This is a genomic window from Aminobacter sp. 01T433, assembly GCF_056398585.1.
This window is the reverse complement of the sequence record NZ_JBFTPR010000017.1, coordinates 17,498-41,968: the sequence shown is the minus strand read 5'-3', so window position 1 is coordinate 41,968 and position 24,471 is coordinate 17,498. Positions and strand designations below refer to the sequence as shown.

Genomic DNA, 24,471 nt, shown 5'->3' with positions numbered 1-24,471 from the left:
GTCCTTAGCTTGTGCAGTACGATTTAACCGCCCTGACTCCACCAGACCGGCAATTGATAGCCAGATATGGGTGTTTTTTCCGGATGTTTTAGTCTCTTGGCATAAGCGATCCACTGCTCGGAATTATGCTGCATCGGAACCATGTAGTTGCCGGAGATCAGCAGGCGGTCAAGGACGCGCACCGCGGCAACGAAATCGTCCTTCTCACGGGCCTGGAGCATGGCTTCGATGGCTGCGTCGACGGCGGGACTTGAGACGCCGGCAAGATTGAACGAGCCTGGCTTCTGGGCGGAGGACGAGCCCCAGCGGCCAATCTGTTCGATGCCCGGCGACAAGGTGCCGGAGAAGCCGGTCACGCCGATCAAGACGTCAAAATCGAAGGCCTGCTTGCGCGACTGGATCTGATCTGCCTCAAGCGCCCGGATCGTCATGGTAATGCCGAGCTTTTCCAGCGTGCGCTGGTAGATGGCAGCAAGTCGCTGCTCAGCCTCAGAAGAGGTCAGGATCTCGAATGCGAAGGGTTTTCCCTCAGGGTCGAGCATCTTGCCGCCCTGAAGCGTGTAGCCCGCACTCTTGAACAGGTCGAAGGCAGCCTTCAGAACCTTGCGGTCCTGGCCGGAACCGTCGGTAACTGGCGGGCGGTAGGTACCGTCCATGACGTCTGGGCGCACGGCACCGGGGAAGGGCGCCAGCAGCGCTTTTTCCTTGTCGTTGGCCGGCACGCCATAGGCTGACAGTTCCGAGCCCTGCCAGAAGCTGACGGTGCGCTCGTATTTGCCGCTGAACAGGTTCCGGTTGGCCCATTCGAAGTCGTAGAGCAAGCCGAGCGCCTGGCGGACCACCGGATTTGCGAATTTCGGCAGGCGGGTGTTGAACATGAAGCCCGTAACCACGGGGGGCAGGCCGCTCTTGAAGGTTTCGGCAACGATGTCGCCGTTCTTGAAGGCGGGGAAGTCGAAACCGCGCTCGCGCTTGACCGGATCGGCCTCGGTGAAGGTGTCGCAAATGCCCTTCTTGAACGCCTCGAACAGGGCCGCGGTGTTGAGGAAATACTCGATGGTGATCTGGTCGTAATTGTCGAAGCCTCGCTTCGAGGGGATGTCGCGCGCCCAGTATTCAGGGTTGCGCTTGAAGACGATGCGCTCGCCGGGCTTCACGTCGGCCACGGTGTAAGGTCCGCTGCCGATGATCGGCTTCAGTGTCGTCTGGTCGAAAGTTGCCTTGTCGAAGGCATGCTTGGGCACGATCGGGGTCAACGCGATGATCAACGGGTATTCGCGGTCGGCCTTGTCATTGAAGGTGAAGCGGACACTGAGATCACCGGTCTTTTCGATCTTCTCGATCTTGGACATGCGGTCGCTGTAGGGCGGCCGGCCCTTTTCGGTGAAGACCTCGTAGGTGAAGATGACATCGTCGGGCGTGATCGGCTGGCCGTCCGACCACTTGGCATTCGGATCGATGTTGAACTCGATCCATTTGCGGTCGGGATCGATGTCGACCGACTTGGCGGTAAGGCCGTAGACGCTGAAGGCCTCGTCGGCGCTGCGCTGCATCAGCGATTCGAAGACCAGATTGCCGTAGATCGTGTCGAGCATGCCGCGCGCGGTGGTGCGCAGGCTCTTGATGATGAACGGGTTGAGGTTGTCGAAGCTGCCGATGACGCAATAAGTGATCTTGCCGCCCTTGGGGGCGTCGGGATTGGCATAGGGAAAGCTCTTGAAGTCATCCGGCAAGGCCGGCGTGCCGTGCATGGAAAGGCCGTGGACCGGTTCGGAATTGGCCGCGCGCGGGGCAAGAAGAGCGATTGCGGCGGTGGCAACCAGCAGCGAAAGAGTGCGTCTCACGACGATTCTCCACGAATTCGGGGAAGCTTTGATGATTCGAAGGGTAGCGCACCCAGACAAGGGCCGTCCATTGCCGGCTGAAGGCACAAGAAATGCGCTGAAGCGGGCTGGATTCACAACGCACGGCAGTGTAACAGGCGCGACGAAGTCATGCTGTTGCCTCAATTGCCCAACAGGTAGCGTCGACACACGGCTTGGGCCGGTTCCGGGATTGTTTGAGAGGAATTCATGAAGATGACGAGCCAGAAATTCGACGGTCTCCGCCTGTCGGTCTTGGCGACTGGCGTTGCCGGTATGCTGGCATCGGGCCTCGCACCTGCTGCCGCGCAGCAGCAACAGATCCCGCAGGGCTGGTTCAAGGCTTGCTCCAAGCAGGCTGACGTGGACATCTGCAACGTGCAGAACATCCTGACCGCCAGCAACGGCCAGCTGGTGACCGGCATCTCGATGATCGAGCTCAAGGGCAAGGTCAACCGCAAGGTGTTCCAGGTTACGGTGCCGAGCGGTCGTCTCGTGCCTCCCGGCATCGGCCTGCAGGTCGACGGCGGCAAGGCGCAGAAGCTCGAATACGTGATCTGCTTCCCGGACCGCTGCGTCGCCGAAATCGCGCTTACCGATCCGCTCATTGCCTCGTTCAAGAAGGGCACCGAGCTTACGCTGACGTCGATCAACTTCCAGAACCAGCCGAACCCGATCAAGGTTTCGCTGTCGGGCTTCACTGGCGCCTTCGATGGCGAGCCGATGAAGCAGTCGGATCTGGAAGACCGCCAGAAGAAGCTCCAGGAGTTCGTGTCGAAGAATAACGAGGACTTCGCCAAGAAGCTCAAGGAAGAGCAGGACAAGGCCAAGACGGCTAACTGATCGACCTGACAGATCTGATATGAAAAAAGCGGGGTTTTGCCCCGCTTTTTTTGTTTCGTGTCAGACAGTTGCGCCTAGTGGCTGATGCGCGCCTTAGGGGCGTAGCGGCCATCCGAGGTCTTGTCGAAATACTCGCCGACCTGAGGGTGGCGGACCGGCTCGCCGGAACTGTCCTCGAGCAGGTTCTGCTCGGAGACATAGGCGACGTATTCGGTCTCGGCGTTTTCAGCCAGCAGGTGATAAAACGGCTGGTCGCGACGGGGGCGCACGGCGGCGGGGATCGCCTCGTACCATTCTTCGGTATTGGCGAATTCGGGGTCGACATCGAAGATCACGCCCCGGAACGGAAAGACACGGTGGCGCACCACCTGTCCGATCGAGAATTTTGCCGTCTTCATGCGGTTCACCTGATGCCGCGCATGATCCGTCGAATCACACGCGCTTTCAATCGCTTAGGTCGCAATCTGGATCGAAGTCGCCCTCCAGTCCCGCTGATTGTGCCTTCCTAGCTCCCCTATTTGGCGCGGCAAGGCAGCCTTTTCAATGGCATAGCGCCTTGACGTGCTGTCAGGCCGCACGATACCGGCAGTTGAAATGTCGGTGCGGCGCCAAGCGGGAAGTGCCTATGTCTGAAGTGATCGGTCTGGTCCTGCCGTTTTTCGGGCTGATCTTCATCGGCTTCGTGGTTGCCCGGATCACCAGACAGCCGCTCGAAGCGCTTGGCTGGATGACGACCTTCATCGTCTATGTCGCGTTGCCGGCGTTGTTTTTCCAGTTGCTGGCCAAGACACCTTTCGAGCGCCTGACCGAATGGCGCTACATCTTTGGGGCGGTGTTTTCGACCTTCGTCATTTTCTCGCTGATGTTCGTAGTGTCCTACATCAAGGGGCGCGGCGAGATCGCCGAATCGACGATCAAGGGCCTGGCGTCGGCCTACGGCAATATCGGATATATGGGCCCCGGCCTTGCGCTGCTTGCCTTCGGCGAAGAGGCCGCGGTTCCGGTGGCGCTGATCTTCTGCTTCGAAAACATCATCCATTTCACCATTGCCCCAATGATGATGGCGCTGGCCGGCGACGAGCCACGCTCGCCGATGAGTGTCGCAGCTGATGTCATCAAGAAGATCGCATTCCACCCGTTTATCATCGCCACGGCGGCCGGCGTGCTGGCGGCCTATGTCGAGTTCCGCCCGCCACTGCCGGTCGAGCGTTTTCTCGAATATCTGTCGCAAGCGGCGGCCCCTTGCGCGCTGTTTGCCATGGGCGTGACGCTGGCGCTCAGGCCGCTCAAGCGCGTGCCGCACGAGATGGTGCCGATCGCTCTGCTCAAGCTGATCGTCCACCCGCTATTGTGCTACGTCGTATTGAGCTGGATCGGCAATTTCTCGCCGGTATGGCTGTTTTCGGCGATGCTGCTGGCGGCATTGCCCACCGCGACCAACGTGTTCGTCATCGCCCAGCAATATGGCGTCTGGGTCGAGCGCGCTTCGGCCAGCGTGCTGGTCACCACCTGCCTGTCGGTGCTGACGGTGACCGGGCTGCTCTACATGATCCAGCATGGCATCTTGCCGCCGGATCTCTTTCCCTAGTCCGTCGAGGCGCCGCGCGAGCGGCGTGGCGAGCGCAGGCTTGAAGCAATCGATGAAAAGCCGCTGCCCGGCCTCAGGCCTTCGCGCATGAAGAAGGCGCGCACGGGCGAAAAGCCGCCAAGGACGTTGAGCCCCGCGCTGCGCGCCAGCTGTGCCGGCAGCATGTCGGACAATAGCGACCTGTTGAGCAGGTTGACCGCACTGGTACGGGCGAGAATGTCGGGGCGACGCGCGGAATCGTAGGCGGAAAGGGGCGCTGGCGCGCCTGGATCGTCAGTGTGTTTCGACGCTATTTCAACGAGTTGGTCGACATCCCTGATGCCGAGATTGAGGCCTTGCGCGCCAATCGGGGGAAAGACGTGCGCGGCTTCGCCGACGAGGGCAACGCGGTTTTGGGCAAATCGTTGGGGCAAGGACGTCGACAGTGGATAGATCTGCCTGCCGCCATCGACGGTGACGCGGCCGAGAATCGACTGCATCTGGCGTTCGATCCGCAACGACAATGCAGCATCGTCGAGGTCAGCGAATTCCCTGGCTGTCTCGGGCCGAAGGACCCAAACGAGGCTGGAGCGGCGACCGGGCAGCGGCACCAGCGTGAACGGGCCTGTTTCGGTGTGAAATTCGGTCGAGGCAAAGGCGTGGTCACGGCTGTGGGCGAAGTTCAGCACCAATGCCGCTTGAAGAAGCGTTCGCGCGGTTGCCGAGATGCCGGCAGCCCGGCGCGCCGGCGAATTTCTGCCGTCGGCGGCGACGGCCAGTGGCGATTCGACCGTTGTTCCGTCGGAAAGGGTGGCAATGACATTCCCTGGCTCGATGGTCCAGTTGTCGACCATCGCACGGTGCCACTCGATGCCGCCATGTGCCGCCACCGTCTTTTCAAGCACCGCGTTGAGAACCCGATTCTGGAAGTTGAAGCCGAAATGGTCTTCGCCGATCTCGCCGGCGCGAAATGTGACCATCGGACTGCGGATCAGCCGCGACGTGCCATCGATGATGCGCATCACCTTGAGCGGCGCGGCATCGGGGGTAAGGGCACCGAGCACGCCAAGACGATCGAGATATTTCAACGCCGGCACCATCAGGGCGGTGGTGCGGCCGTCATCGGCCCGTGCCGGCGGTCCGGCGAGGATGACGCCAAAGCCGGCATCAGCGAAGGCGAGGGCGGAAATCAGGCCGACAGGCCCCGTGCCGGCGACCAGAATGCGGTTTTTCGTGTCGACGCTCATGTGCCGCCGTCCATGCTATCGAAGTGCCCGTGCACCTCAGTCGTCCTGATATAATGCGGGCCTAAGCCATTGATCAACGCGGCGATTCATCCCATTCGTCGCCTTGGACGACTGTGGCGGTCATTTTGCTGTTGCTGACGATGGTAGCCGTTTGCCAAGCCGCTTGCGGAACTGTAGTTGACGCAGCGTTCCATCCTTTGGTCTGGCTTTCAGCTTGTCTGAAAAGCGGCCCTGCTATTAAGTGCCTGAAGAAGCGGAGATTGCCAATTGCAAGCTGGGCCGAGCGACGGAGGAGAAGTAAATTCCCGCTGCGCTTACTCCTTTTACTTGCATATGGTGCAGTCAGCCGCTCGGTTGAGATTTGCGAACTGGATTGGCGGGGACCGTGAAGCCTAAAAAAGTCACATGGCCGCAGGCTCGCGCCTTTTCGGTGCATCTGCTCACTGCATCTGGGTCGTTCCTGGCGTTCCTGTCGCTGGTTGCTGCGAGCGAGGAGCGCTGGACGGCGATGTTCTGGTGGCTGGGTCTGGCGCTGTTCGTTGACGGTATCGACGGGCCGATCGCGCGCAAGCTCGAGGTCAAGGAAATCCTCCCGACATGGTCGGGCGAGTTGCTCGATAACATCATCGACTACGTCACCTATGTGCTGATCCCGGCTTTCGCACTCTACCAGAGCGGTTTCATGGGCGAGGGGCTGTCGTTCCTCTCGGGTGCTATCATCGTCGTGTCGAGCGCGATCTACTATGCCGACACCGGCATGAAGACGAAGGAAAACTTCTTCAAGGGCTTCCCGGTTGTCTGGAACATGGTGGTGTTCACGCTGTTCGTCATCGAGCCCGGACAATGGGTGTCATTCGGTGTCGTCGTCGTTGCCGGCATACTGACTTTCGTGCCGATGAATTTCCTGCATCCGGTACGCGTTGTCCGCTTGCGCAACATCAACCTGCCGATGACGCTGATCTGGTGCGCATTCGGCACGGCTGCACTGCTGCAGCAGATGCATGCCAGCGAGTGGATCAAGATCGGCATCGCCATCAGCGGCCTCTATCTGTTCTTCATCGGCGGCGTGATGCAGTTCTTCCCCAAGCTCGGCGGCAAGCCCAATCTCGACGCAGGGAAGGACTGACGCCGTGCCCAAGGCCATACGAGTCCACACCCATGGCGGCCCCGAGGTCTTGGCATATGAAAATGCCGATGCCGGGCGACCGGGGCCGGGCCAGGCGCTGATCCGCCATACGGCGATCGGACTGAACTTCATCGACGTCTATTTCCGCACCGGTCTTTATCCGGCGCCCAACGGCATGCCGGTGACGCCCGGTGGCGAAGCGGCGGGCGTTGTGCTCGAACTGGGCGAGGGGGTCGACTGGCTGAAGGTCGGCGACCGCGTCGCCTATGCCGTGCCCACCGGTGCCTATTGTGAAGAACGCGTGATCGCCGCTGACAGGCTGGTCAAGGTGCCTGACGGCATCAGCGACGAGCAGGCCGCGGCGATGATGCTGAAGGGCATGACCGCCGAATATCTGCTTCTCCGCACTTTCAAGGTGAAGGCCGGCGACACGGTCCTCTATCATGCGGCTGCGGGCGGTGTCGGGCTGATCCTTGGGCAGTGGGCGAAGCATCTCGGCGCAACCGTGATCGGCACCGCAGGCTCCGAGGACAAGGCGGCGCTCGCCAAGGCACATGGCTTCGACCACGTCATCAACTACTCCGACCAGGATTTCGTCGCTGAAGTGGCCAGGATCACCGGCGGCAAGAAGTGCGATGTCGTCTACGATTCCGTTGGCAATGATACATTCCCGGGCTCGCTCGACTGCCTGAGGCCGATGGGCACTTTCGTGAGTTTCGGACAGTCGTCGGGGCCGATCCCACCGTTCAGCATTTCGCTGCTGGCGCAAAAGGGCTCGCTCTATGCGACGCGGCCGACCATCTTCGCCTACAATGCCAAGCGCGAAGACCTGGTCCGTTCTGCCGATGCGCTGTTTGATGTGGTGCTCAAAGGGGCGGTGAATATCAGGATCAACCAGCGTTATGCGTTGCGCAACGCCGGCCAGGCACATGCCGATCTCGAAGGCAGAAGGACCACGGGGACAACGGTACTTATTCCTTGAGTTTTCGCTTAATTTCTTGAAGCTCTTTCAACTTGTGACATGCTTTGCGCCGGGAGCAGGACGCGCCTACCATGCCCTCGGGAACATAAAAAGAACTGACAATGGGAGGCGTTGTGGACACAACCCCTTTAGCCAATGGTCCGAACCTGCTTGAGGTTCGCGGCCTGACGAAGATATTCGGCACGTTGAAGGCGTGCGATCAAGTCGACCTGACCATCGCCAAGGGCGAAATTCACGCTTTGCTCGGCGAAAACGGTGCCGGCAAGTCGACACTGGTCAAGATGCTGTTCGGCTCGCTCGAGCCCAATGCGGGCGAGATCAGCTGGAATGGCCAACAGGTCGCCATCACCAGCCCCGGTGTCGCCAAGAAGCTCGGCATCGGCATGGTTTTCCAGCATTTTTCGCTGTTTGAGGCGCTGACCGCTGCCGAAAACATCGCACTTTCCCTGGCAGACGACACGCCGATCAGCACCATTGCCGCCAAGGCACGCGCGCTGTCTTACAGCTACGGCCTGCCGCTCGACCCGGATTCGCTCGTCGGCGACCTGTCGGTCGGCGAGCGCCAGCGCATCGAGATCATCCGCTGCCTGCTGCAGACACCCGAACTCATCATCCTCGACGAGCCGACCTCGGTGCTGACGCCGCAGGAGGCCGACAAGCTGTTCGAGACGCTGGAAAGGCTGCGCGCCGAAGGCAAGTCGATCCTCTACATCTCGCACCGCCTCGACGAGGTCCGCCGCCTGTGCGACAGCGCCACGATCATGCGCCACGGCAAGGTTGTCGGCCATTGCGATCCTCGGCAGGAAACGCCGGCCTCGCTGGCGCGCCTGATGGTCGGCACCGACGTCAAGAACGCCGAACGCACCACCGCGTCGGTGCGCGGCGAGGAATTGCTCAGCATCTGCGGCATGAGCCGCAAGCCTGCCGGTCCGTTCTCGATGCCGCTCAAGAACATCTGGCTGGATGTCGCTGGCGGCGAGGTGATCGGCATTGCTGGTGTTGCCGGCAACGGCCAGGGCGAACTTTTCGAAGCGATCTCGGGCGAGGCGTTGCAGGAAAGTGCCGAGGCGATCCGCATTCGCGGCCAGTCGGCGGGGCGCATGGGGATTTCTGCCCGCCGCCTGCTGGGTGCGGCTTTCGTGCCCGAGGAACGCCTCGGCCATGGTGCGGCACCGCGGATGCGGCTGTCGGAGAACCTTTTGCTGTCGCGCCACGCAACCGACGGCAAGGCTTTTGTCGGGACCGGCGGCCTGGTCAAGTCAGGCGCGATCCAGAAGGCCGCTCAACGCATCATCCAAGCGATGGATGTACGCAAGAGCGCGCCCGACCCTGAGGCCGCGGCACTGTCGGGCGGCAATCTGCAGAAATTCATCATCGGTCGCGAACTTGACCGCAATCCGGCTGTCATGGTGGTCAACCAGCCGACCTGGGGCGTCGATGCGGGCGCTGCCGCGCGCATCCGCCAGGCGCTGATTGAACTGGCACGCAACGGTTCGGCGGTGCTGGTGATCAGCCAGGATCTCGACGAGCTGTTTGAAATCTCCGACTCGATCGCCGTCATGCACAATGGCGAGCTGTCGAAACCGATTCCGATTGCGGAAGCCACGCTCGAGCGGATCGGGCTTTTGATGGGCGGCGCCGAACCGGGTCATCCCGAGCCCACGAAGGAGGTCGCGTGATGCGGATCGAACTCGTCAGACGTCCGGAACGCTCAGCACTTTTCGCCGCCCTTTCGCCCTTCATCGCGCTTGCATTGACGCTCATTGCCGGCGCGATCATGTTCTCGGTGCTCGGCAAGAACCCGGTTGAAGCGCTGTATTACTATTTCATCGACCCGCTGCGCGAAGTGTGGTCGCTGCATGAACTGGCGGTAAAGGCAGCTCCGCTGATCCTGATCGCGGTCGGGCTGTCGATCTGCTATCTCTCCAACAACTGGAATATCGGTGCCGAAGGCCAGTTCATCATCGGTGCCATCACTGGCTCGATCTTGCCTGTGATGTTTCCCGAGTTCCAATCGTGGATCGTTCTGCCGCTGATGTTGTTGATGGGCATCGCCGGTGGTGCCGCTTATGGCGCCATCCCGGCCTACCTCAAGGTGCGTTTCAACACCAACGAGATCCTGACCAGCCTGATGCTGGTCTATGTCGCGCAGCTGTTCCTCGACTGGATGGTGCGCGGCCCCTGGCGCAACCCGGCCGGCATGAATTTTCCGGAGACACGCACCTTCAGCGTTGCTGCAACGCTGCCGGAAATCTGGTCGGCGTCAGGCCGTGCCAACTGGGGCTTCGTATTCGCCATCGTTGCAGCGATTGCGATGTGGTTCATGCTCTCGCGCACCTTGAAAGGCTTTGAAGTGCTCGTGCTGGGCCAGAGCCCGCGCGCTGGCCGCTTCGCTGGCTTTTCGCAGTCGCGTATGGTGTTTTTCGCCTTCCTCGTTTCCGGTGGCCTGGCTGGGCTGGCCGGAATCTCGGAAGTTTCAGGCGCCATCGGCCAGCTCAGGCCGACGATCTCGCCCGGCTACGGCTTTGCCGCGATCATCGTTGCCTTCCTGGGCCGGCTGAACCCGCTGGGCATCGTCGCGGCCGGCCTTGTGCTGGCCTTGTCCTACCTCGGCGGCGAGGCGGCACAGATCTCGATCGGCGTGTCCGACAAGGTCGTGCGTGCCTTCCAAGGCATGCTGCTGTTTTTCGTGCTCGCCTGCGACACACTCATTCTTTACCGCATCCGCTTTGTCGGCTCCTCCGCTGCAAAGACCGTGGAGGCCAAGTAAAATGTTTGAAGACATTCTGATAACGGTTGCGACGGCGGCGACCCCGCTCTTGATCGCAGCAGTCGGCGAAGTGGTGGTCGAGCGCTCGGGCGTGCTCAATCTAGGCGTCGAAGGCATGATGGTGATGGGGGCGGTGACCGGTTTTGGCGTAGCACTCGCCACCGGCTCGCCCTGGCTCGGCGTGTTGGCGGCGATCATCGTCGGCGCGCTGTTTTCACTGCTGTTCGGCTTTTTGACGCTGACGCTGGTGACCAACCAGGTTGCGACCGGCCTTGCGCTGACGCTGCTTGGCCTCGGCCTTGCCGGCATGCTGGGCGAAAGCTTCGTCGGCCTGCCAGGCGTCAAGATGAGCTACATCTACATTCCCGGCCTTACCGATCTGCCGCTGGTCGGCAAGCTGCTCTTCGGCCAGGACCCGCTGTTTTACGTCTCGATATTTCTAACGGCGGGCGTGGCCTACTTCCTGTTCAAGACGCGTGCGGGCCTGACCTTGCGCTCGATCGGCGACAACCACACTTCGGCGCATGCGCTCGGCATCAAGGTCATCGCCATCCGCTATCTCGCGGTGATGTTCGGCGGCGCCTGTGCGGGCCTAGCCGGTGCTTATCTGTCACTCGTCTACACCCCGCAATGGAACGAAAACATGACCGCCGGGCGCGGCTGGATCGCGCTGGCGCTCGTCGTCTTCGCCTCCTGGCGGCCATGGCGGGTGTTGGCGGGTGCTTATCTTTTCGGAGCGGTTTCGATCGGCCAGTTGCATGCCCAGGCCCTGGGCATCGGCGTGCCGTCGCAGCTGCTTTCTTCGCTACCCTATCTGGCGACCATCGTTGTCCTTGTTCTAATCTCGCGGAACAGGCGACTGACGATGGTGAACACTCCGGCTTCATTGGGGCGGCCGTTTGTGCCAGATCGCTAAGGGCATGGTCTCACCTCGAAGCCGCGCTGCGGTTTTCAAGGAACGGCCATGTCACTGGGACTATAAAAAGGATGGGATAGTGCCCCGGGCAACCACTATGAGGAACAAAAGCATGAAGAAGACAATTTTGTCGTTGGCAGCGGCTGCCGCCGTGATGTCATTCGGCACCATCGCAGCAGAGGCCAAGGTCAAGGCCTGCTGGATCTATGTCGGGCCGATCGGCGACTTTGGTTACTCCTACCAGCACCACCAGGGCCTGCTGCAGGCGAAGGAAAAGTTCGGCGACCAGCTCGAGACCGCTTATCTCGAAAGCGTGCCGGAAGGTGCCGACGCCGAGCGCGCCATCGAGCGTTTTGCTCGCTCGGGCTGCAACATCATCTTCGCGACGTCGTTCGGGTTCATGGACCCGCTCAACAAGGTTGCCGGCAAGTTCCCGGACGTGAAGTTCGAGCACGCCACCGGCTACAAGCGCGAACATCCGAACGTTGCGACCTACAACTCGAAGTTCCATGAAGGCCGTTACGTACAGGGCGTGATCGCCGCCAAGGAATCGAAGGCTGGCGTTGCCGGCTACATCGCATCCTTCCCGATCCCCGAAGTGGTGATGGGCATCAACGCCTTCATGCTGGGCGCACAGTCGGTCAACCCCGACTTCAAGCTCAAGGTCGTGTGGGCCAACACCTGGTTCGACGCCGGCAAGGAAGCAGACGCTGCCAAGGCGCTGATCGACCAAGGCGTCGACATCATCACCCAGCACACCGACTCGACCGCGCCGATGCAGGTTGCGACCGAGCGCGGTATCAAGGCGTTCGGCCAGGCTTCCGACATGATCAAGTTCGGCCCGACCACGCAGCTGACCTCGATCGTCGACGATTGGGGTCCGTACTACATCGAGCGCATCCAGGAAGTCATCGACGGCACCTGGAAGCAGAGCGACGTGTGGGGCGGCATGAAAGAAGGCCACGTCGTGATGGCGCCCTACGCCAACATGTCGGACGAGACGAAGAAGTTGGCCCAGGAAACCGAAGCCAAGATCAAGTCCGGTGCGTTCAACCCCTTCACCGGCCCGGTCACCAAGCAGGACGGCACCGAGTGGCTGAAGGCCGGCGAAGTGGCCCAGGACAGCGTCCTGCTCGGCCTGAACTTCTACGTCAAGGGCGTGGACGACAAGCTGCCGCAGTAAGCCGGCTGGCATTGCTCGAACGCATAAGCGTTCCGCAAACAAAGAACCCCCGGTTTTCGCCGGGGGTTTTTTGTTGGATTTAAGATAGTCGGCTGGTGGGGTCAGACAGCCGACCCGTAGAGGTCATAGGCGTCAGCGCTGTCGATCTTGACGGTGACGATGTCGCCGACACGCAGCGGACGGCGCGACTGGATGTGCACCGAACCATCGATCTCGGGCGCGTCGTATTTGGTGCGGCCCTTGGCCGAGGTGCCGTTTGCCTCGTCGATGATGACGGGCAGGCGCTTGCCAACCTTCTTGGCCTGCTGGGCGGCCGAAATCTTCTGCTGGCGCTGCATGAAACGGTGCCAGCGGGCCTCCTTGACCTCTTCAGGCACCTGTTCGAGGCCGAGATCGTTGGAACGCGCGCCCTGCACCGGCTCGTATTTGAAGCAGCCGGCGCGATCGATCTTGGCGTCGTCGATCCAGTCGAGCAGCATCTCGAAATCTTCATCGGTCTCGCCGGGGAAACCGACGATGAAGGTCGAGCGGATGGCGAGGTCGGGGCATACGTCGCGCCAGCCGCGAATGCGCTCCAGCGCCTTTTCGCCATGGGCTGGGCGGCGCATGTTCTTGAGCACCTGCGGCGAAGCATGCTGGAAGGGAATGTCGAGATAAGGAAGGATCTTGCCTTCGGCCATCAGCGGAATGACATCGGCGACATGCGGGTAGGGGTAGACATAGTGCATACGCACCCAGATGCCGAGCTCGCCGAGTTCCTGCGACAGATCGAGGAACTTTGCCTTGACCTCGCGATCCTTCCACGGCGACGTGGCGTACTTGATGTCGATGCCGTAGGCGCTGGTGTCCTGCGAGATGACGAGCAGTTCCTTGACGCCGGCATTGGCGAGCTTTTCCGCCTCGCGCAGCACATCTCCAGCGGGACGTGACACCAGGTCGCCGCGCAGGTCGGGAATGATGCAGAAGGTGCAGCGGTTGTTGCAGCCCTCTGAAATCTTGAGATAGGCGTAATGGCGTGGTGTCAGCTTGACACCTTGCGGCGGCACCAGGTCGGTGAACGGATCATGGGCAGGCGGGGCTGCCTCATGCACTGCGGCCATCACGCTTTCATAGGCCTGCGGTCCGGTGATCGCGAACACGTTGGGGTGCTTTTCGCGGATCAGCTCGGGTGTCGCGCCCATGCAGCCGGTGACGATGACCTTGCCATTTTCCTTCATCGCCGTTCCGATCGCATCCAGCGACTCGGTGCGCGCGGAATCAAGGAAGCCGCAAGTGTTGACCACGACAAGGTCAGCGCCATCATGCTTGCGAGCGATTTCGTAGCCTTCGGCGCGGAGCTGGGTGAGGATGCGTTCGGAATCGACAAGCGCTTTCGGGCAACCGAGGCTGACAAAACTGACGCGGGGTGCTGCAGACATGGACGGGTTTCCAAAGGACAAGGGCCGCAACCCCTGAAGGCCGGCCCGGAAGTCTCGAATTTTTACGATCTGTCGGCTCAAAAAAGAGCTCAATTCGGGCGGCGCAATAGCACAAATCCGCTGTCAAGCAAACCAGGACGCTGACAACGCCTGAAAATGACAAGGGCCGGGTCGAACCCAGCCCTTGTCTCGAATGTAATTTTAGTGGCCGCCGCTAGTTCCGCCGAACCATGGGCTCAGGAAGCCAAACTGGTTGGGGAACTGATCGACGGCACCGTCGAACAGCATCTTGATGGCGACGTAGAGGATGATCACCAGGCCGATATAGGCGATCCAGCGATACTTGTGCAGCAAACGCGCAACGAACGAAGCGGCAAAGCCCATCAGTGCGATCGACAGCGCCAGGCCGATGATCAGGACGGTCGGGTGATCCATGGCCGCGCCGGCAACAGCGAGGACGTTGTCGAGCGACATCGATACGTCGGCGATGACGATCTGCCAGGCGGCCTGGGCAAAGGTCTTGCGCGGGCCCTTGCCTGCGATCCTGCCGTCCTTGTCGTAGTCGGCGTCGGAAAGCGCTTCGGTCGCCTCATGTTCCTGTTCGTGGCTGACGCTGAGCTCGCGCCACATCTTCCAGCACACCCACAGCAGCAGCAGGCCGCCGGCGATGAGAAGCATCGGTCCGATGGCCAGGAGCCACTGGGTAATCAGCGCGAAACCGATACGAAGCACGGTTGCGGCCGCAATGCCGACGAGGATGGCCTTCTTGCGCTGATCGGCGGGGAGGCCCGCGGCGGCAAGGCCGATGACGATAGCGTTGTCGCCAGCGAGGACGAGATCGATAGCTATGACCTGCAGAAGGGCTGTGAAGCCTGCGGCAGTAAATATCTCCATCAGAGGGGACCTCTCCATTCATCTCGGCGAATAGATGTGGGCTATATCGGTCGCTGCTTGCTCGTCAACCGACTAGCTTGGCGTTTAGCTGAAATACGCAAAAACCATGGCTTTGCTGACACCAGACTGACATTTTCCGGCACCAATTTCGGCACAATGGACCTAAGGGAGGAAGCCTGCGAGGACCTGCAGGCCAGGCAAGCTCAGTCGCAAACGTATTTGACGCGACCTGAGAGGCTGCCTGCCGCACGGCAGGCAATAGGCTTGGTGCTGGCAGCGTCAGCGGCGGTGCTCGGCGCGCGCGTCACCGGGCGAGGGCCGGGCTGCTGGGTAGCGAAGCGGATCTCCGGCCCGGTTGGAAAAGCAGCCGCTTGCTCGCGTTCGGCAGCGGCGCGCTTTGCCTCGTCGTCCTGCCAGAACCGCCTCGTGTCGACCTGCTTTGGAATAACCACCGTGCCGTCGGACGAACGGCTGCAGCCGCCGAAAACAATGGTCGACAGGCAGATCGGAAGTGCAAGGGCAAAGCGCTGTATGATCATAGTGCCCATTCTATAGCGTGACACGTTCGCCCAAGAAAGATCGCATTTCCAGTGAGTTGCAGAAGTTTTGCAGCGATGGCTGCATCGCAGCGGTCATCACCGAGAGGCAGGATCACATGGTCGTCAATTGCCGAATGTTTGGCGCCGACCTAGCTTTGCAACAAGGCGTAGCTGATTTTGCAGCGCGAACCCCATCTCGACCAGCGATCGCGCGACGTGCCGTTGCGCGATAGGGGGCTTGGTGTAGGGTAGGCTTCGCAGGAGAACTCGTAACCTTCGGATGAGTTGTCGATGCTGAAGCGTATGCTTGTTATGCTGGCGCTCACCGCCATTGTTCTCGGTGGTGTCTTCGGCTTTGCCGCATTCAAATCCTCGATGATCACCAAGGTGATGGCTTCGCTGGCCAACCCGCCGCAAACCGTTTCGACGATGGTCGCCGCCTCGCAGGACTGGCAATCGCAACTGGAGGCGGTGGGCAGCGTGCGGGCGGTCAATGGCGCCAATCTCAGCGCCGAGGTTGCCGGGATCGTTTCCGTGTTGCACTTCGAATCCGGCGCCGACGTCAATAAGGGCGACATCCTCCTGCAGCTGGAGTCAGCCGACGACGTCGCCCATCTCAATGCATTGAAGGCGACCATGACGATCGCCCAGCTTACCTTTGACCGCGACTCCAAGCTGGTCAAAACCGATGCCGTGAGCCAGCAGGTGGTCGATACCGACAAGGCCAACCTGCTCAATGCCGAGTCGCTCGTCGCCCAGCAGCAGGCACTTGTCGACTACAAGACCGTCGAGGCGCCGTTCGCCGGACGTCTCGGCATCCGCCAGGTGGACCTCGGCCAGTACCTTCCCGCCGGAACCTCCATCGTCACCCTTCAGCAGATCGACCCGATCTACGTCGACTTCTACGTGCCGCAGCAAGCTCTGGCGCAGATCAAGGTGGGCCAGGCCGTCACGGCAAAAGTCGACACCTTCCCCGACAAGACATTTCCCGGCCAGATCTCGGCGATCAATTCGCAGGTCGACGTGGCGACCCGCACCGTGCAGTTGCGCGCCACCATGCAAAATGGCGACCACCTATTGCTGCCGGGCATGTTCGCCACCATCGATATCGATACCGCCGCGCCGCAGAAATACGTAACGCTTCCGCAGACGGCGATCGCCTTCAATTCATATGGCGATATCGTTTATCTCGTTGACGACAAGGGCAAGGACGCGGACGGCAAGCCCCAGCTCGCCGCGCGCCAGGCTTTCGTCACCACTGGCGCAACGCGCGGCGATCAGATCGCCGTGCTGAGCGGCATCAAGGATGGCGATGTCGTGGTCACCGCCGGGCAGCTCAAGCTGCGTAACGGTTCGCCCGTCAATGTCGACAACACCGTGCAACCCGCCAACAATCCAGATCCACAACCGGTCGACAAATAGCAGGCGCAGTCTGGCGAGATAGTTCGCAGAAGGAATGCGGCGATGAACTTCACAGACCTCTTTATCCGCCGCCCGGTCCTGGCAATCGTCGTCAGCCTGACCATCCTCGTGCTTGGCCTGCGCGCCATCGGCTCGCTGCCGGTCCTGCAATATCCGCGCACCGAAAACACCGTCGTCACGGTCACGACCACCTATTATGGCGCCGATCCCGACGTCATTGCCGGTTTCATCGCCACGCCGCTGGAAAACGCCATCGCCCAGGCCAACGGCATCGACTACATGAGCTCGACCAGCCAAACCGGCGTCAATGTCATCACCATCTACCTCCGGCTCAACTATGATGCCGACAAGGCGCTGACCGAGATCAGCACCAAGGTCGCCTCGGTCATCAACCAGCTGCCGTCGGGCACGCAGCAGCCGGTGCTGAGCGTCAAAGTCGGCCAGACGATCGACGCCATGTATATGGGCTTCGACAGCGACGTGCTGCCGCGCAACAAGATCACCGACTATCTGGTGCGCGTGGTGCAACCCAGGCTGCAGGCGGTGCCTGGCGTGCAGACCGCGGAAATACTTGGCGGCCAGAACTTCGCGCTACGCGCCTGGCTCGACCCGGCCAAGCTTGCCGCCTATGGCTTGACCGCGACCGACATTTCAACGGCACTTCAGCAAAACGATTATATCGCCGGCCTCGGCACCACCAAGGGCCAGATGGTCGAGGTCAACCTAACCGCCTCGACCTCCCTGCACAGCGCCGAAGAATTCTCCAACCTCATCGTCAAGCAGGCCAACGGCGCCATCGTGCGCCTGAAAGATGTGGCCAACGTGACGCTTGGCGCCGACGACTATGAATCGCAGGTCGCCTTCGACGGCAAGCAGGCGGTCTATATCGGCATCCAGGTGGCGCCGGGCGCCAATCTGCTCAACGTCATCGCCGGCGTGCGCGCGGAATTCCCAGGCATCAAGGCGCAGCTGCCGGAAGGCTTGCGCGGGGAGATCGTCTACGATTCCACCGACTTCGTGAACAGCTCCATTCGTGAGGTGATCAGGACGCTCGGCGAGGCGCTGCTGATTGTCACCCTGGTCATCTTCGCCTTCCTCGGATCGCTGCGCTCGGTGCTGATCCCGACTGTCGCCATCCCGCTATCGCTGATCGGCACCTTCGCCTTGATGCTGGCGCTCGGATTTTCGATCAACCTTCTGACGCTGCTGGCGCTGGTTCTGGCCATCGGCCTCGTCGTCGATGACGCCATCATCGTGGTCGAGAACGTCAACCGGCACCTCGACGAGGGCGTGAAGCCCATACCGGCCGCGATCATGGCGGCGAGGGAGCTCGGAGGCCCAATCATCGCGATGACGGTGGTGCTGGTCGCCGTCTATGTGCCGATCGGCTTCCAGGGCGGCCTGACCGGCGCGCTGTTCACCGAATTCGCCTTCACGCTGGTCGGTGCCGTCACCGTCTCGGCCATCATCGCGCTCACCTTGTCGCCGATGATGTGCTCGCGCATCCTGAAGGCCCGCGACCCCGAACGGCGCGGCTGGCAGGAGCGGCTGACCGAAACCATCGACCGCACCTTCGCGCGCATCCGCGACCGCTACGAGCGCTGGCTGCACGGCAGCCTCGGCTATCTCCCGGTGACCGCGACCTTTGCCTTCATCGTTCTCGGCAGCATCTATTTTCTCTATGCCGGGGCCAAGAGCGAGCTGGCGCCGCAGGAAGATGCCGGCATCATCATCTCGTCGTCGACACCCGCACCCAATGCGACCCTGGAGCAGAAACTGCTCTATTCCAGGCAGGTCTACGAGACCTTCGCCAAATATCCGGAGACCGCGCATGTGTTCCAGATCGACGCGCCGGGCACGTCGATCGCCGGCATGGTGTTCACGCCGTGGGATCAGCGCAGCCGCACCACCAACCAGCTCCAGCCGGTCATCCAGCAGCAGCTCAACGGCATCGCAGGCGTCCGCGCCGCAGCCTTCCAGCTTCCGCCGCTGCCGGGCAGCCAGGGACTTCCGATCCAGTTCGTGCTGAGCACGACGGACTCATTCGTGCAGCTCAACCAGGTGGCGCACGATTTCCTACAGGAAGCCGTGAAAAGCGGCATGTTCATCTTCCTGGACAGCGACCTCAAGATCGACAATCCGCAGTCGGTCGTCCAGATCGACCGCAACAAGACAGCCCAGCTCGGCCTGAAAATGAGCGATGTCGGCGCCGCACTCGGCGGTATGCTGGGCGGCGGCTACGTCAATTATTTTAGCCTCGACGACCGCTCCTACAAGGTGATCCCGCAGGTCCAGCAGGGTAGCCGGCTCAACACGCAGCAGCTGATGAACTATTATGTCGGCGTCGTGAACGGCGTTCCGATCCCGCTGTCGACCATTGCGACGATTTCCACCAAAACCATCCCCGAATCGATCAATCACTTCCAGCAGCTCAACAGCGCGACGATCCAGGGCGTGGCCGCGCCAGGCGTGGCGCAGGCCGACGCGCTGAAATTCCTGCAGGATCTCGCCAAACGCACGCTGCCGCAGGGCTATTCGGTCGATTATGGCGGGCTGTCGCGGCAATACATCCAGGAATCGTCAGGCTTCATCGCCACCTTCGGCTTCGCCCTGATCATCATCTATCTGGCGCTCGCCGCTTTGTTCGAGAGCTTTCGCGACCCGATCATCATCCTGGTTTCGGTGCCCATGTCGATCGCCGGTGCGCTGATCTTCATCAATATCGGTATCGGCGGTGCCAGCTTGAACATCTACACCGAGGTCGGGCTGGTGACGCTGATGGGACTGATTAGCAAGCACGGCATCCTGATCGTGGAATTTGCCAACGATTTGCAGCAGCAGGGCAAGTCCAAGCGCGAGGCGATCGAGGAAGCCTGTGGAATCCGGCTGCGCCCGATACTGATGACCACGGCTGCCATGGTTCTGGGCGTGGTGCCGCTTATCATGGCGTCGGGTGCAGGTGCTGTGTCGCGCTACAATATGGGCCTCGTCATCGCCAGTGGCCTTTCGATAGGCACCATGTTCACGCTGTTTGTCGTGCCTGCGGTCTACATGATGATCGCCACCGACCATTCAAAGCATGCCGAGGCAGGGCAGGTGGCCGAAGCCGGGTGACGCCGACCTTGTCTAAGCCTCAAGGACAATGGACTGCGGCCAGCGCTGCAGGGCGTCTCGGCCAGCGTCGGTGAGATCATAAACGCCCCGATCGACCCGCACGAACCAGCCATAGACATTGTCGAGCAGGATTTTGGGCGCGCGCGCGACGGCTTGGGTCAGGTCGCGCGGTCGTTTCGGCCCTTCGGCCAGCGCCACCGCGCATTTGAGCGCATCCTGGCGGTAGGCCGTCATGATCGGCGCGCGAGAACCGCCACCGACAACCGGGTCGCCTTGCCTGCGGCGATGCTCGTCGACCAGCCGCGAGCGCCGTTTCGTATCACGCCTCGGCGCAGGCGCCACAGGGCTGAGCAACACCTCCACGCGCCCGTCTTCGAAAACACCGAGCAGACCAAAGCCCAGCCGCCGGCACAAATTGCGGAACCGCTTGTCGCCCTCGCGGCCTTTGCCGCGCGGCGACATGCGCGCAGCAAGCCAGACCTCGTCGGCAGCCGCGGCGCGATCAACGCCCTGAAGGATCAGTTCGAGATTGAATTGCAGTTTCAATTCGCAGACCACCACGATCGGCGGCGCGTCCGCACTCAGCGCCAGCAGGTCGCAGCCGCCGATTTCGCCCTTGACCTCGAAACCCAGGCCTTCGAGGAAGCGCTTGACCGGACTGTAGAGCGCTGTTTCAAGCAATCAGGTTTTCCTCAGCAAATATGGCCGCCCGTCAAATGCAGTGGCGGCAGCTCATGCCAATTGCATTTGCTGGAGGCCGGCCAACAACCAACCAGCTTTTGCCAACCACCAGCTTTTGAACGAATCATGGCGGATATCATGCGGTTGCCATTGGATGAGTCGAGCCAAAGCTCAGCTATCTGTACTGACGATCTTCAAGCAAGTCGTGCTTGCGACGAAGTTGCCGCTCTTGGCGATGCGGCAACCATGTCGAAGCTGCATCGAACAAGTTGACGCGGTGACTGGACCAGCGCTACAAGCGCGCCACAAAGGTTCTGGGCAGCTCACCCTAATGCGTGTCTTCTCACCAAAAGAAGCGCGGACAGGGAAGGCGAGCAGGCCCAATGCCTCGGAGGGATGGCCGAGCGGTTTAAGGCACCGGTCTTGAAAACCGGCGTGGGTGCAAGCTCACCGTGGGTTCGAATCCCACTCCCTCCGCCAGTCAAATTGCCTATCTATTTGCATATTATAGGCTTTCTTGGATGGCGCATGTCTAGTCTGCACCCTAGCCTGCATCTCGGGCACATAGTTGGCCCATTTCCAGCATCGCGCTGCGACAGCCTGCCGCAGCCTGATGCGTGCCGAAATTAGCGAACAGGTACCGTTAGCCTGGCTTTAACCGCGCGCGATCCATTCTCAACGGATGGGCGATTTCACACCGAAGAGCACGACCTTAGGGCAAAAACTCGTTTACATGGCGATGACCATCGTGCGCCCCCAGAAGATCGCGCGAATTGCGACCGATGAACTAGGCCCGCATATTGCCAATGATCCAACCTTGGATCAGCGTAGCGAAGCCGAAATGCTGCTTCGTCTGATATTGATCCGTAGCAGTTTCTTGCAGTCGCTTTTTTGGATCGTGGCAACGGCGATAGTCGGCTATGCCTTCGGTCGCGCCGCATGGCATTCGTTCGGCGACAACAACATTGCGGTGCTGGCTCTCGCGACAGCCGGCGGTCTCGTGCTTTTCGGAGCGACGATGGGCGTGCAGGGTTGGGACATTCAGTCCATGGACGGCAACACGCTTCCTGAGCGGATTAATCAATGGATTTTTCGAACCTTGACCCTCTTGGGAACCTTGCTCGCCGTAATTTCGGGTAGTTGGGCAATCGGCCAATTGTAACAAATGCAAACCGTTCGCAATTGTGGTCATTACAAATGAAGCAGTTTCTGGTTGCCACAGTCATGACCTGTAGCGCCGTATCAAGTGCATTGGCCGGTCCGGCCTTTGTCTGTACGATGACAAACAACTTAGACAGCGGCGATAAATTGGAGCTGACATTCACAATCACCGACGCCGCTACGGGAAAGGGAATGGTCATAGGCAACGCGGGCACTGCCGACCTGTCGGTGACGCGTGGAGCCTTTAGCATGAACTTCTTCGAGTTTACCGATGTGGGCAATGTCATGTTGGCGACGGTGGCCATCCCGTCGGAATTGCCGACGACCTCGACGACTTCCGTTAAATATCCTCTCGTCTATTCACGCCACACCGTCATGAGCGTTCCCATGGCGAACGGCACAATGGGCGGCGAGATTGTACCGTCACAGTATCGGGGCGCATGCATATTCAAGAACTAAGGCCGCACTGGGTAGCACGTCAGTAGCTATGACCGTCGCTCATCGTGTCAGTTGCAGCCGCTATAGCGATTGCATGAGCCGCTGAATGTATTGCCGCTGCTATCCGTGCCTGAATAGGTCGAAAACCCATTGCCAAGGCTATGCTGCTGCATGTTCCACGAATTGCCGTCAGCGTCATGGCCGGTGGTGTAGGTCGAATTACCGTAGCGCTGCGAGTTCTGCGACCATGTATTGCCGGTGTAGCTGTTGGAGCCCTGCATGTTAGTAGTGTTGCCGTAACGCTGGACGTTGTAAGTGTTGCCGTTGCCGTCGCTACAGGTCTTGAATGCGCCGCTGCCAAAGCAGGAAGCCTGCACCGTAAGTGGGGTGATGAGGATCAAGGCGGCGGCAATCAGCATGGATTTCATTTAGCATTTTCCTTCCAACAAGCGGGATGAAGCCCGCGAAGCCCAAGGCGATGGCACTGCTCGTCGGCGCCCGGCCCAGAGCCTGCCACTCAACTCGAAGGCTCGCAACTTTCAGTTCGAAATGATTTTATGCCCGGCGAAATTACCTATGGGGCACATGCATTCCGCCGGGCACAAACGCAAACTGAACCCAGCCCAGTTGCGTGGATGGATGTATGCCCAATTGATCGCCTTCGATCTTGCGCTGCAATGCCGAAAACTTGCTCCCAGCCGCCATAAGTCGATAACTTTGACGTTCAGGTCGCCGAACGGGCGACGCCAGTGAATAAACGGCTGGATCAGACCTTCGGAGATTGGTAGCCGCGCCAACTGTAGCGGGAATAGCCAGCCGTTTGGCGGTCGCCCATCCTGAGCGACGAGGCATGAACCCCGGCCCTTTGCTGATGAGGCAGGCCTCTCCGCCACCGCGCCGTTGGACCGCAGTCGCATTCCCGTGGTGGGCCAGATTGAGTTCCTCGGGCTCGCATCGCTTGCGGTTGCAGACGATTGGATCGGCCTTGGCAGCTGATTTCTGCGCGAAATGGGAATGCGCTATTACGTTGCCGTCTCATCCCACCGGCTCGGCGACGCGCTTCTATAGAGACCTATTGTTGCCCGTTGGGGCCACATCGGCATACCACCGTTGCCGGTCCAACGCCTCGGGGCGCTGGCCGTCTCGCCAGCAGCCTTCAAGCCCTTCTCCCGACGATATTTGGCCGCGCAAAGCAACAAATTGGCGGCTGGCAACAAGTTTAGGGGAGTAGCGCTTCGTATATCGGCGGCAATCGACCAGCAAACCTCCCAGATATGTGCCGGTCATATGACAACGGGGCTTGAGCAAAGTGGGACTGTTTCGATTGCTGGTGCGACTGTTTGCTTGGACCAGCCGTCCCCCGTCCAATCGTCGGAACACGAAACCGCTCCAGCCGCGCCCTCCGAGGCAGGTGGCGTCACGCGCAATCGGGGTCAACCTGCGCCAGCCGCTCCCGATGGAAACCGTCCTGCGGGGCCGGTGCTGGGTCATCGATGGGGACACCATCGTGATTAACAATATTCGCGTGCGGCTTGCCGGTATAGATGCGCCCGAACTGGATCACCCTTGGGGCCAACAGTCGAAATGGGCCTTGGTCCAACTGTGCAAAGGCCAAACGGTGACGGCCCGGATCAAGCCCGAAGTTTCATACGACCGCATGGTGGCAGAATGTTTCCTGCCCGATGGGCGCGATTTGGGGGCCGAGCTAGTCCGCATTGGCTTAGCTCTGGACTGGCCCAAATTCTCTGGCGGCAAGTATCGTCACCTAGAGCCGGAAGATGTCCGACGCAAGCTCTGGCGCGCCGACGCTCGGCAGCGCGGCACCCCCTTCTAACGCCACCCTGATCGCGGCTTGCCCCGTTTTGCGTTGGATCGCGCGCGGTCGGCGGCTCTGTCCGCCCGGGTGACACCTGACGCGGCTTAGGGACACGCTGCTGCGCCTCCGACACGGCCCTTGGTCCGCTCTGTCTGATCTGCCGTTGTCGTTTGGTTCCAATCCAAATTCTGGAAAGGTCGCTACGACAGCGTTGGACGGAAACGTAATCCAGCTCGAACGTTCTGTGGGAGCAACTCGTTTGCTCTACGTATTTGCCCTTCCGTTCAGTGAGGCCTTTCGTACAGGCGCTCGAATTCCTCGGACCGCCGGTTGCTCTGCCCCATGCGCTTGGAGAACGCTTGCCACATGATACCAAGCAGCCTGACCGCCTCGCGCGTGCGCTCGACATCACCAGCAGCCTCGGCCTCGTCCCGGATTTGCTCCATTTGTCGGATGCCCTCCAGAAGCTCATTGGCCGCAGGTTTCGGCATA

General features: G+C 60.7%; 22 protein-coding genes and 1 tRNA gene. 14 read left to right on the top strand and 9 right to left on the bottom strand.

The window, feature by feature from the left end:
* Positions 1 to 23: 23 nt before the first annotated feature.
* On the bottom strand, positions 24 to 1,844 hold the full coding sequence (locus tag AC1DLV_RS24070; protein ID WP_476802578.1) for an extracellular solute-binding protein: 1,821 nt from the start codon (positions 1,842 to 1,844) through the stop codon (positions 24 to 26).
* Between the two features lie 234 nt (positions 1,845 to 2,078).
* On the opposite strand from AC1DLV_RS24070, the gene AC1DLV_RS24065 reads away from it, so the two are divergent.
* Positions 2,079 to 2,705, top strand: coding sequence for an invasion associated locus B family protein (locus tag AC1DLV_RS24065; protein WP_476785455.1), 627 nt, complete (start codon positions 2,079 to 2,081; stop codon positions 2,703 to 2,705).
* A 74-nt stretch (positions 2,706 to 2,779) separates the two neighbouring features.
* Here the strand turns inward: AC1DLV_RS24065 and hspQ are convergent, their stop codons facing one another.
* Positions 2,780 to 3,103, bottom strand: coding sequence for a heat shock protein HspQ (gene hspQ, locus AC1DLV_RS24060; RefSeq protein ID WP_476802577.1), 324 nt, complete (start codon positions 3,101 to 3,103; stop codon positions 2,780 to 2,782).
* A 227-nt stretch (positions 3,104 to 3,330) separates the two neighbouring features.
* On the opposite strand from hspQ, the gene AC1DLV_RS24055 reads away from it, so the two are divergent.
* Positions 3,331 to 4,293, top strand: coding sequence for an AEC family transporter (locus AC1DLV_RS24055; protein WP_476802576.1), 963 nt, complete (start codon positions 3,331 to 3,333; stop codon positions 4,291 to 4,293).
* On the opposite strand, the gene AC1DLV_RS24050 is transcribed toward AC1DLV_RS24055, so the two are convergent.
* A complete protein-coding gene (locus AC1DLV_RS24050) occupies positions 4,290 to 5,519 on the bottom strand; it encodes a UbiH/UbiF family hydroxylase (protein ID WP_476802575.1) in 1,230 nt (409 codons plus the stop codon). The genes AC1DLV_RS24055 and AC1DLV_RS24050 overlap by 4 nt on opposite strands.
* A 385-nt stretch (positions 5,520 to 5,904) precedes the next feature.
* Between AC1DLV_RS24050 and pcsA the strand changes: the two genes are divergently transcribed.
* The 6 genes from pcsA (at position 5,905) to AC1DLV_RS24020 (ending at position 12,496) form a co-directional block, all read left to right on the top strand.
* Complete coding sequence (pcsA, locus tag AC1DLV_RS24045; RefSeq protein WP_476802574.1) at positions 5,905 to 6,645, top strand: phosphatidylcholine synthase; 741 nt, start codon at positions 5,905 to 5,907, stop codon at positions 6,643 to 6,645.
* 4 nt (positions 6,646 to 6,649) lie between these two features.
* Entirely contained in the window at positions 6,650 to 7,627 is a 978-nt protein-coding gene (locus AC1DLV_RS24040) for a quinone oxidoreductase family protein (protein ID WP_476802573.1), read from the top strand.
* Positions 7,628 to 7,728: 101 nt separating this feature from the next.
* Positions 7,729 to 9,306, top strand: a complete 1,578-nt coding sequence (locus AC1DLV_RS24035) for an ABC transporter ATP-binding protein (protein WP_476802572.1) — start codon at positions 7,729 to 7,731, stop codon at positions 9,304 to 9,306.
* A complete protein-coding gene (locus AC1DLV_RS24030) occupies positions 9,306 to 10,397 on the top strand; it encodes an ABC transporter permease (protein ID WP_476802571.1) in 1,092 nt (363 codons plus the stop codon). The genes AC1DLV_RS24035 and AC1DLV_RS24030 overlap by 1 nt, the downstream gene beginning before the upstream one ends.
* 1 nt (position 10,398) lies before the next feature.
* Entirely contained in the window at positions 10,399 to 11,313 is a 915-nt protein-coding gene (locus tag AC1DLV_RS24025) for an ABC transporter permease (protein ID WP_476802570.1), read from the top strand.
* Between the two features lie 112 nt (positions 11,314 to 11,425).
* Positions 11,426 to 12,496 carry a BMP family ABC transporter substrate-binding protein gene (locus AC1DLV_RS24020; RefSeq protein ID WP_476802569.1) on the top strand — a complete coding sequence of 357 codons (1,071 nt, stop codon included), beginning with the start codon at positions 11,426 to 11,428 and terminating at the stop codon, positions 12,494 to 12,496.
* A gap of 101 nt (positions 12,497 to 12,597) precedes the next feature.
* Here AC1DLV_RS24020 and rimO read toward each other — a convergent pair whose 3' ends face one another.
* The 3 genes from rimO to AC1DLV_RS24005 all read right to left on the bottom strand — a co-directional run bounded on the left by rimO (position 12,598) and on the right by AC1DLV_RS24005 (position 15,347).
* Positions 12,598 to 13,914 carry a 30S ribosomal protein S12 methylthiotransferase RimO gene (rimO, locus tag AC1DLV_RS24015; RefSeq protein WP_476802568.1) on the bottom strand — a complete coding sequence of 439 codons (1,317 nt, stop codon included), beginning with the start codon at positions 13,912 to 13,914 and terminating at the stop codon, positions 12,598 to 12,600.
* A gap of 201 nt (positions 13,915 to 14,115) precedes the next feature.
* On the bottom strand, positions 14,116 to 14,808 hold the full coding sequence (locus AC1DLV_RS24010) for a TerC family protein (RefSeq protein ID WP_476802567.1): 693 nt from the start codon (positions 14,806 to 14,808) through the stop codon (positions 14,116 to 14,118).
* Between the two features lie 203 nt (positions 14,809 to 15,011).
* Positions 15,012 to 15,347: a hypothetical protein gene (locus AC1DLV_RS24005; protein ID WP_476802566.1), complete on the bottom strand. Its 336-nt coding sequence runs from the start codon at positions 15,345 to 15,347 to the stop codon at positions 15,012 to 15,014.
* Positions 15,348 to 15,638: 291 nt separating this feature from the next.
* On the opposite strand from AC1DLV_RS24005, the gene AC1DLV_RS24000 reads away from it, so the two are divergent.
* On the top strand, positions 15,639 to 16,769 hold the full coding sequence (locus AC1DLV_RS24000) for an efflux RND transporter periplasmic adaptor subunit (RefSeq protein WP_476802565.1): 1,131 nt from the start codon (positions 15,639 to 15,641) through the stop codon (positions 16,767 to 16,769).
* A 42-nt stretch (positions 16,770 to 16,811) separates the two neighbouring features.
* Positions 16,812 to 19,883 carry an efflux RND transporter permease subunit gene (locus tag AC1DLV_RS23995; RefSeq protein ID WP_476802564.1) on the top strand — a complete coding sequence of 1,024 codons (3,072 nt, stop codon included), beginning with the start codon at positions 16,812 to 16,814 and terminating at the stop codon, positions 19,881 to 19,883.
* Between the two features lie 12 nt (positions 19,884 to 19,895).
* On the opposite strand, the gene AC1DLV_RS23990 is transcribed toward AC1DLV_RS23995, so the two are convergent.
* Positions 19,896 to 20,564: a DUF2161 domain-containing phosphodiesterase gene (locus tag AC1DLV_RS23990; RefSeq protein WP_476802563.1), complete on the bottom strand. Its 669-nt coding sequence runs from the start codon at positions 20,562 to 20,564 to the stop codon at positions 19,896 to 19,898.
* A 390-nt stretch (positions 20,565 to 20,954) separates the two neighbouring features.
* On the opposite strand from AC1DLV_RS23990, the gene AC1DLV_RS23985 reads away from it, so the two are divergent.
* From AC1DLV_RS23985 to AC1DLV_RS23975, 3 genes are all read left to right on the top strand, one after another.
* Positions 20,955 to 21,044 (top strand) — tRNA-Ser (locus AC1DLV_RS23985).
* A 253-nt stretch (positions 21,045 to 21,297) separates the two neighbouring features.
* A complete protein-coding gene (locus tag AC1DLV_RS23980) occupies positions 21,298 to 21,726 on the top strand; it encodes a hypothetical protein (protein WP_476836268.1) in 429 nt (142 codons plus the stop codon).
* A 35-nt stretch (positions 21,727 to 21,761) separates the two neighbouring features.
* Complete coding sequence (locus AC1DLV_RS23975) at positions 21,762 to 22,184, top strand: hypothetical protein (protein WP_476802561.1); 423 nt, start codon at positions 21,762 to 21,764, stop codon at positions 22,182 to 22,184.
* A 47-nt stretch (positions 22,185 to 22,231) separates the two neighbouring features.
* On the opposite strand, the gene AC1DLV_RS23970 is transcribed toward AC1DLV_RS23975, so the two are convergent.
* Positions 22,232 to 22,591, bottom strand: a complete 360-nt coding sequence (locus AC1DLV_RS23970) for a hypothetical protein (RefSeq protein WP_476802560.1) — start codon at positions 22,589 to 22,591, stop codon at positions 22,232 to 22,234.
* Positions 22,592 to 23,619: 1,028 nt separating this feature from the next.
* Between AC1DLV_RS23970 and AC1DLV_RS23965 the strand changes: the two genes are divergently transcribed.
* A complete protein-coding gene (locus AC1DLV_RS23965) occupies positions 23,620 to 23,997 on the top strand; it encodes a thermonuclease family protein (RefSeq protein WP_476802559.1) in 378 nt (125 codons plus the stop codon).
* Positions 23,998 to 24,263: 266 nt separating this feature from the next.
* Here AC1DLV_RS23965 and AC1DLV_RS23960 read toward each other — a convergent pair whose 3' ends face one another.
* Complete coding sequence (locus AC1DLV_RS23960) at positions 24,264 to 24,470, bottom strand: hypothetical protein (RefSeq protein WP_476802558.1); 207 nt, start codon at positions 24,468 to 24,470, stop codon at positions 24,264 to 24,266.
* Position 24,471: the final 1 nt, after the last annotated feature.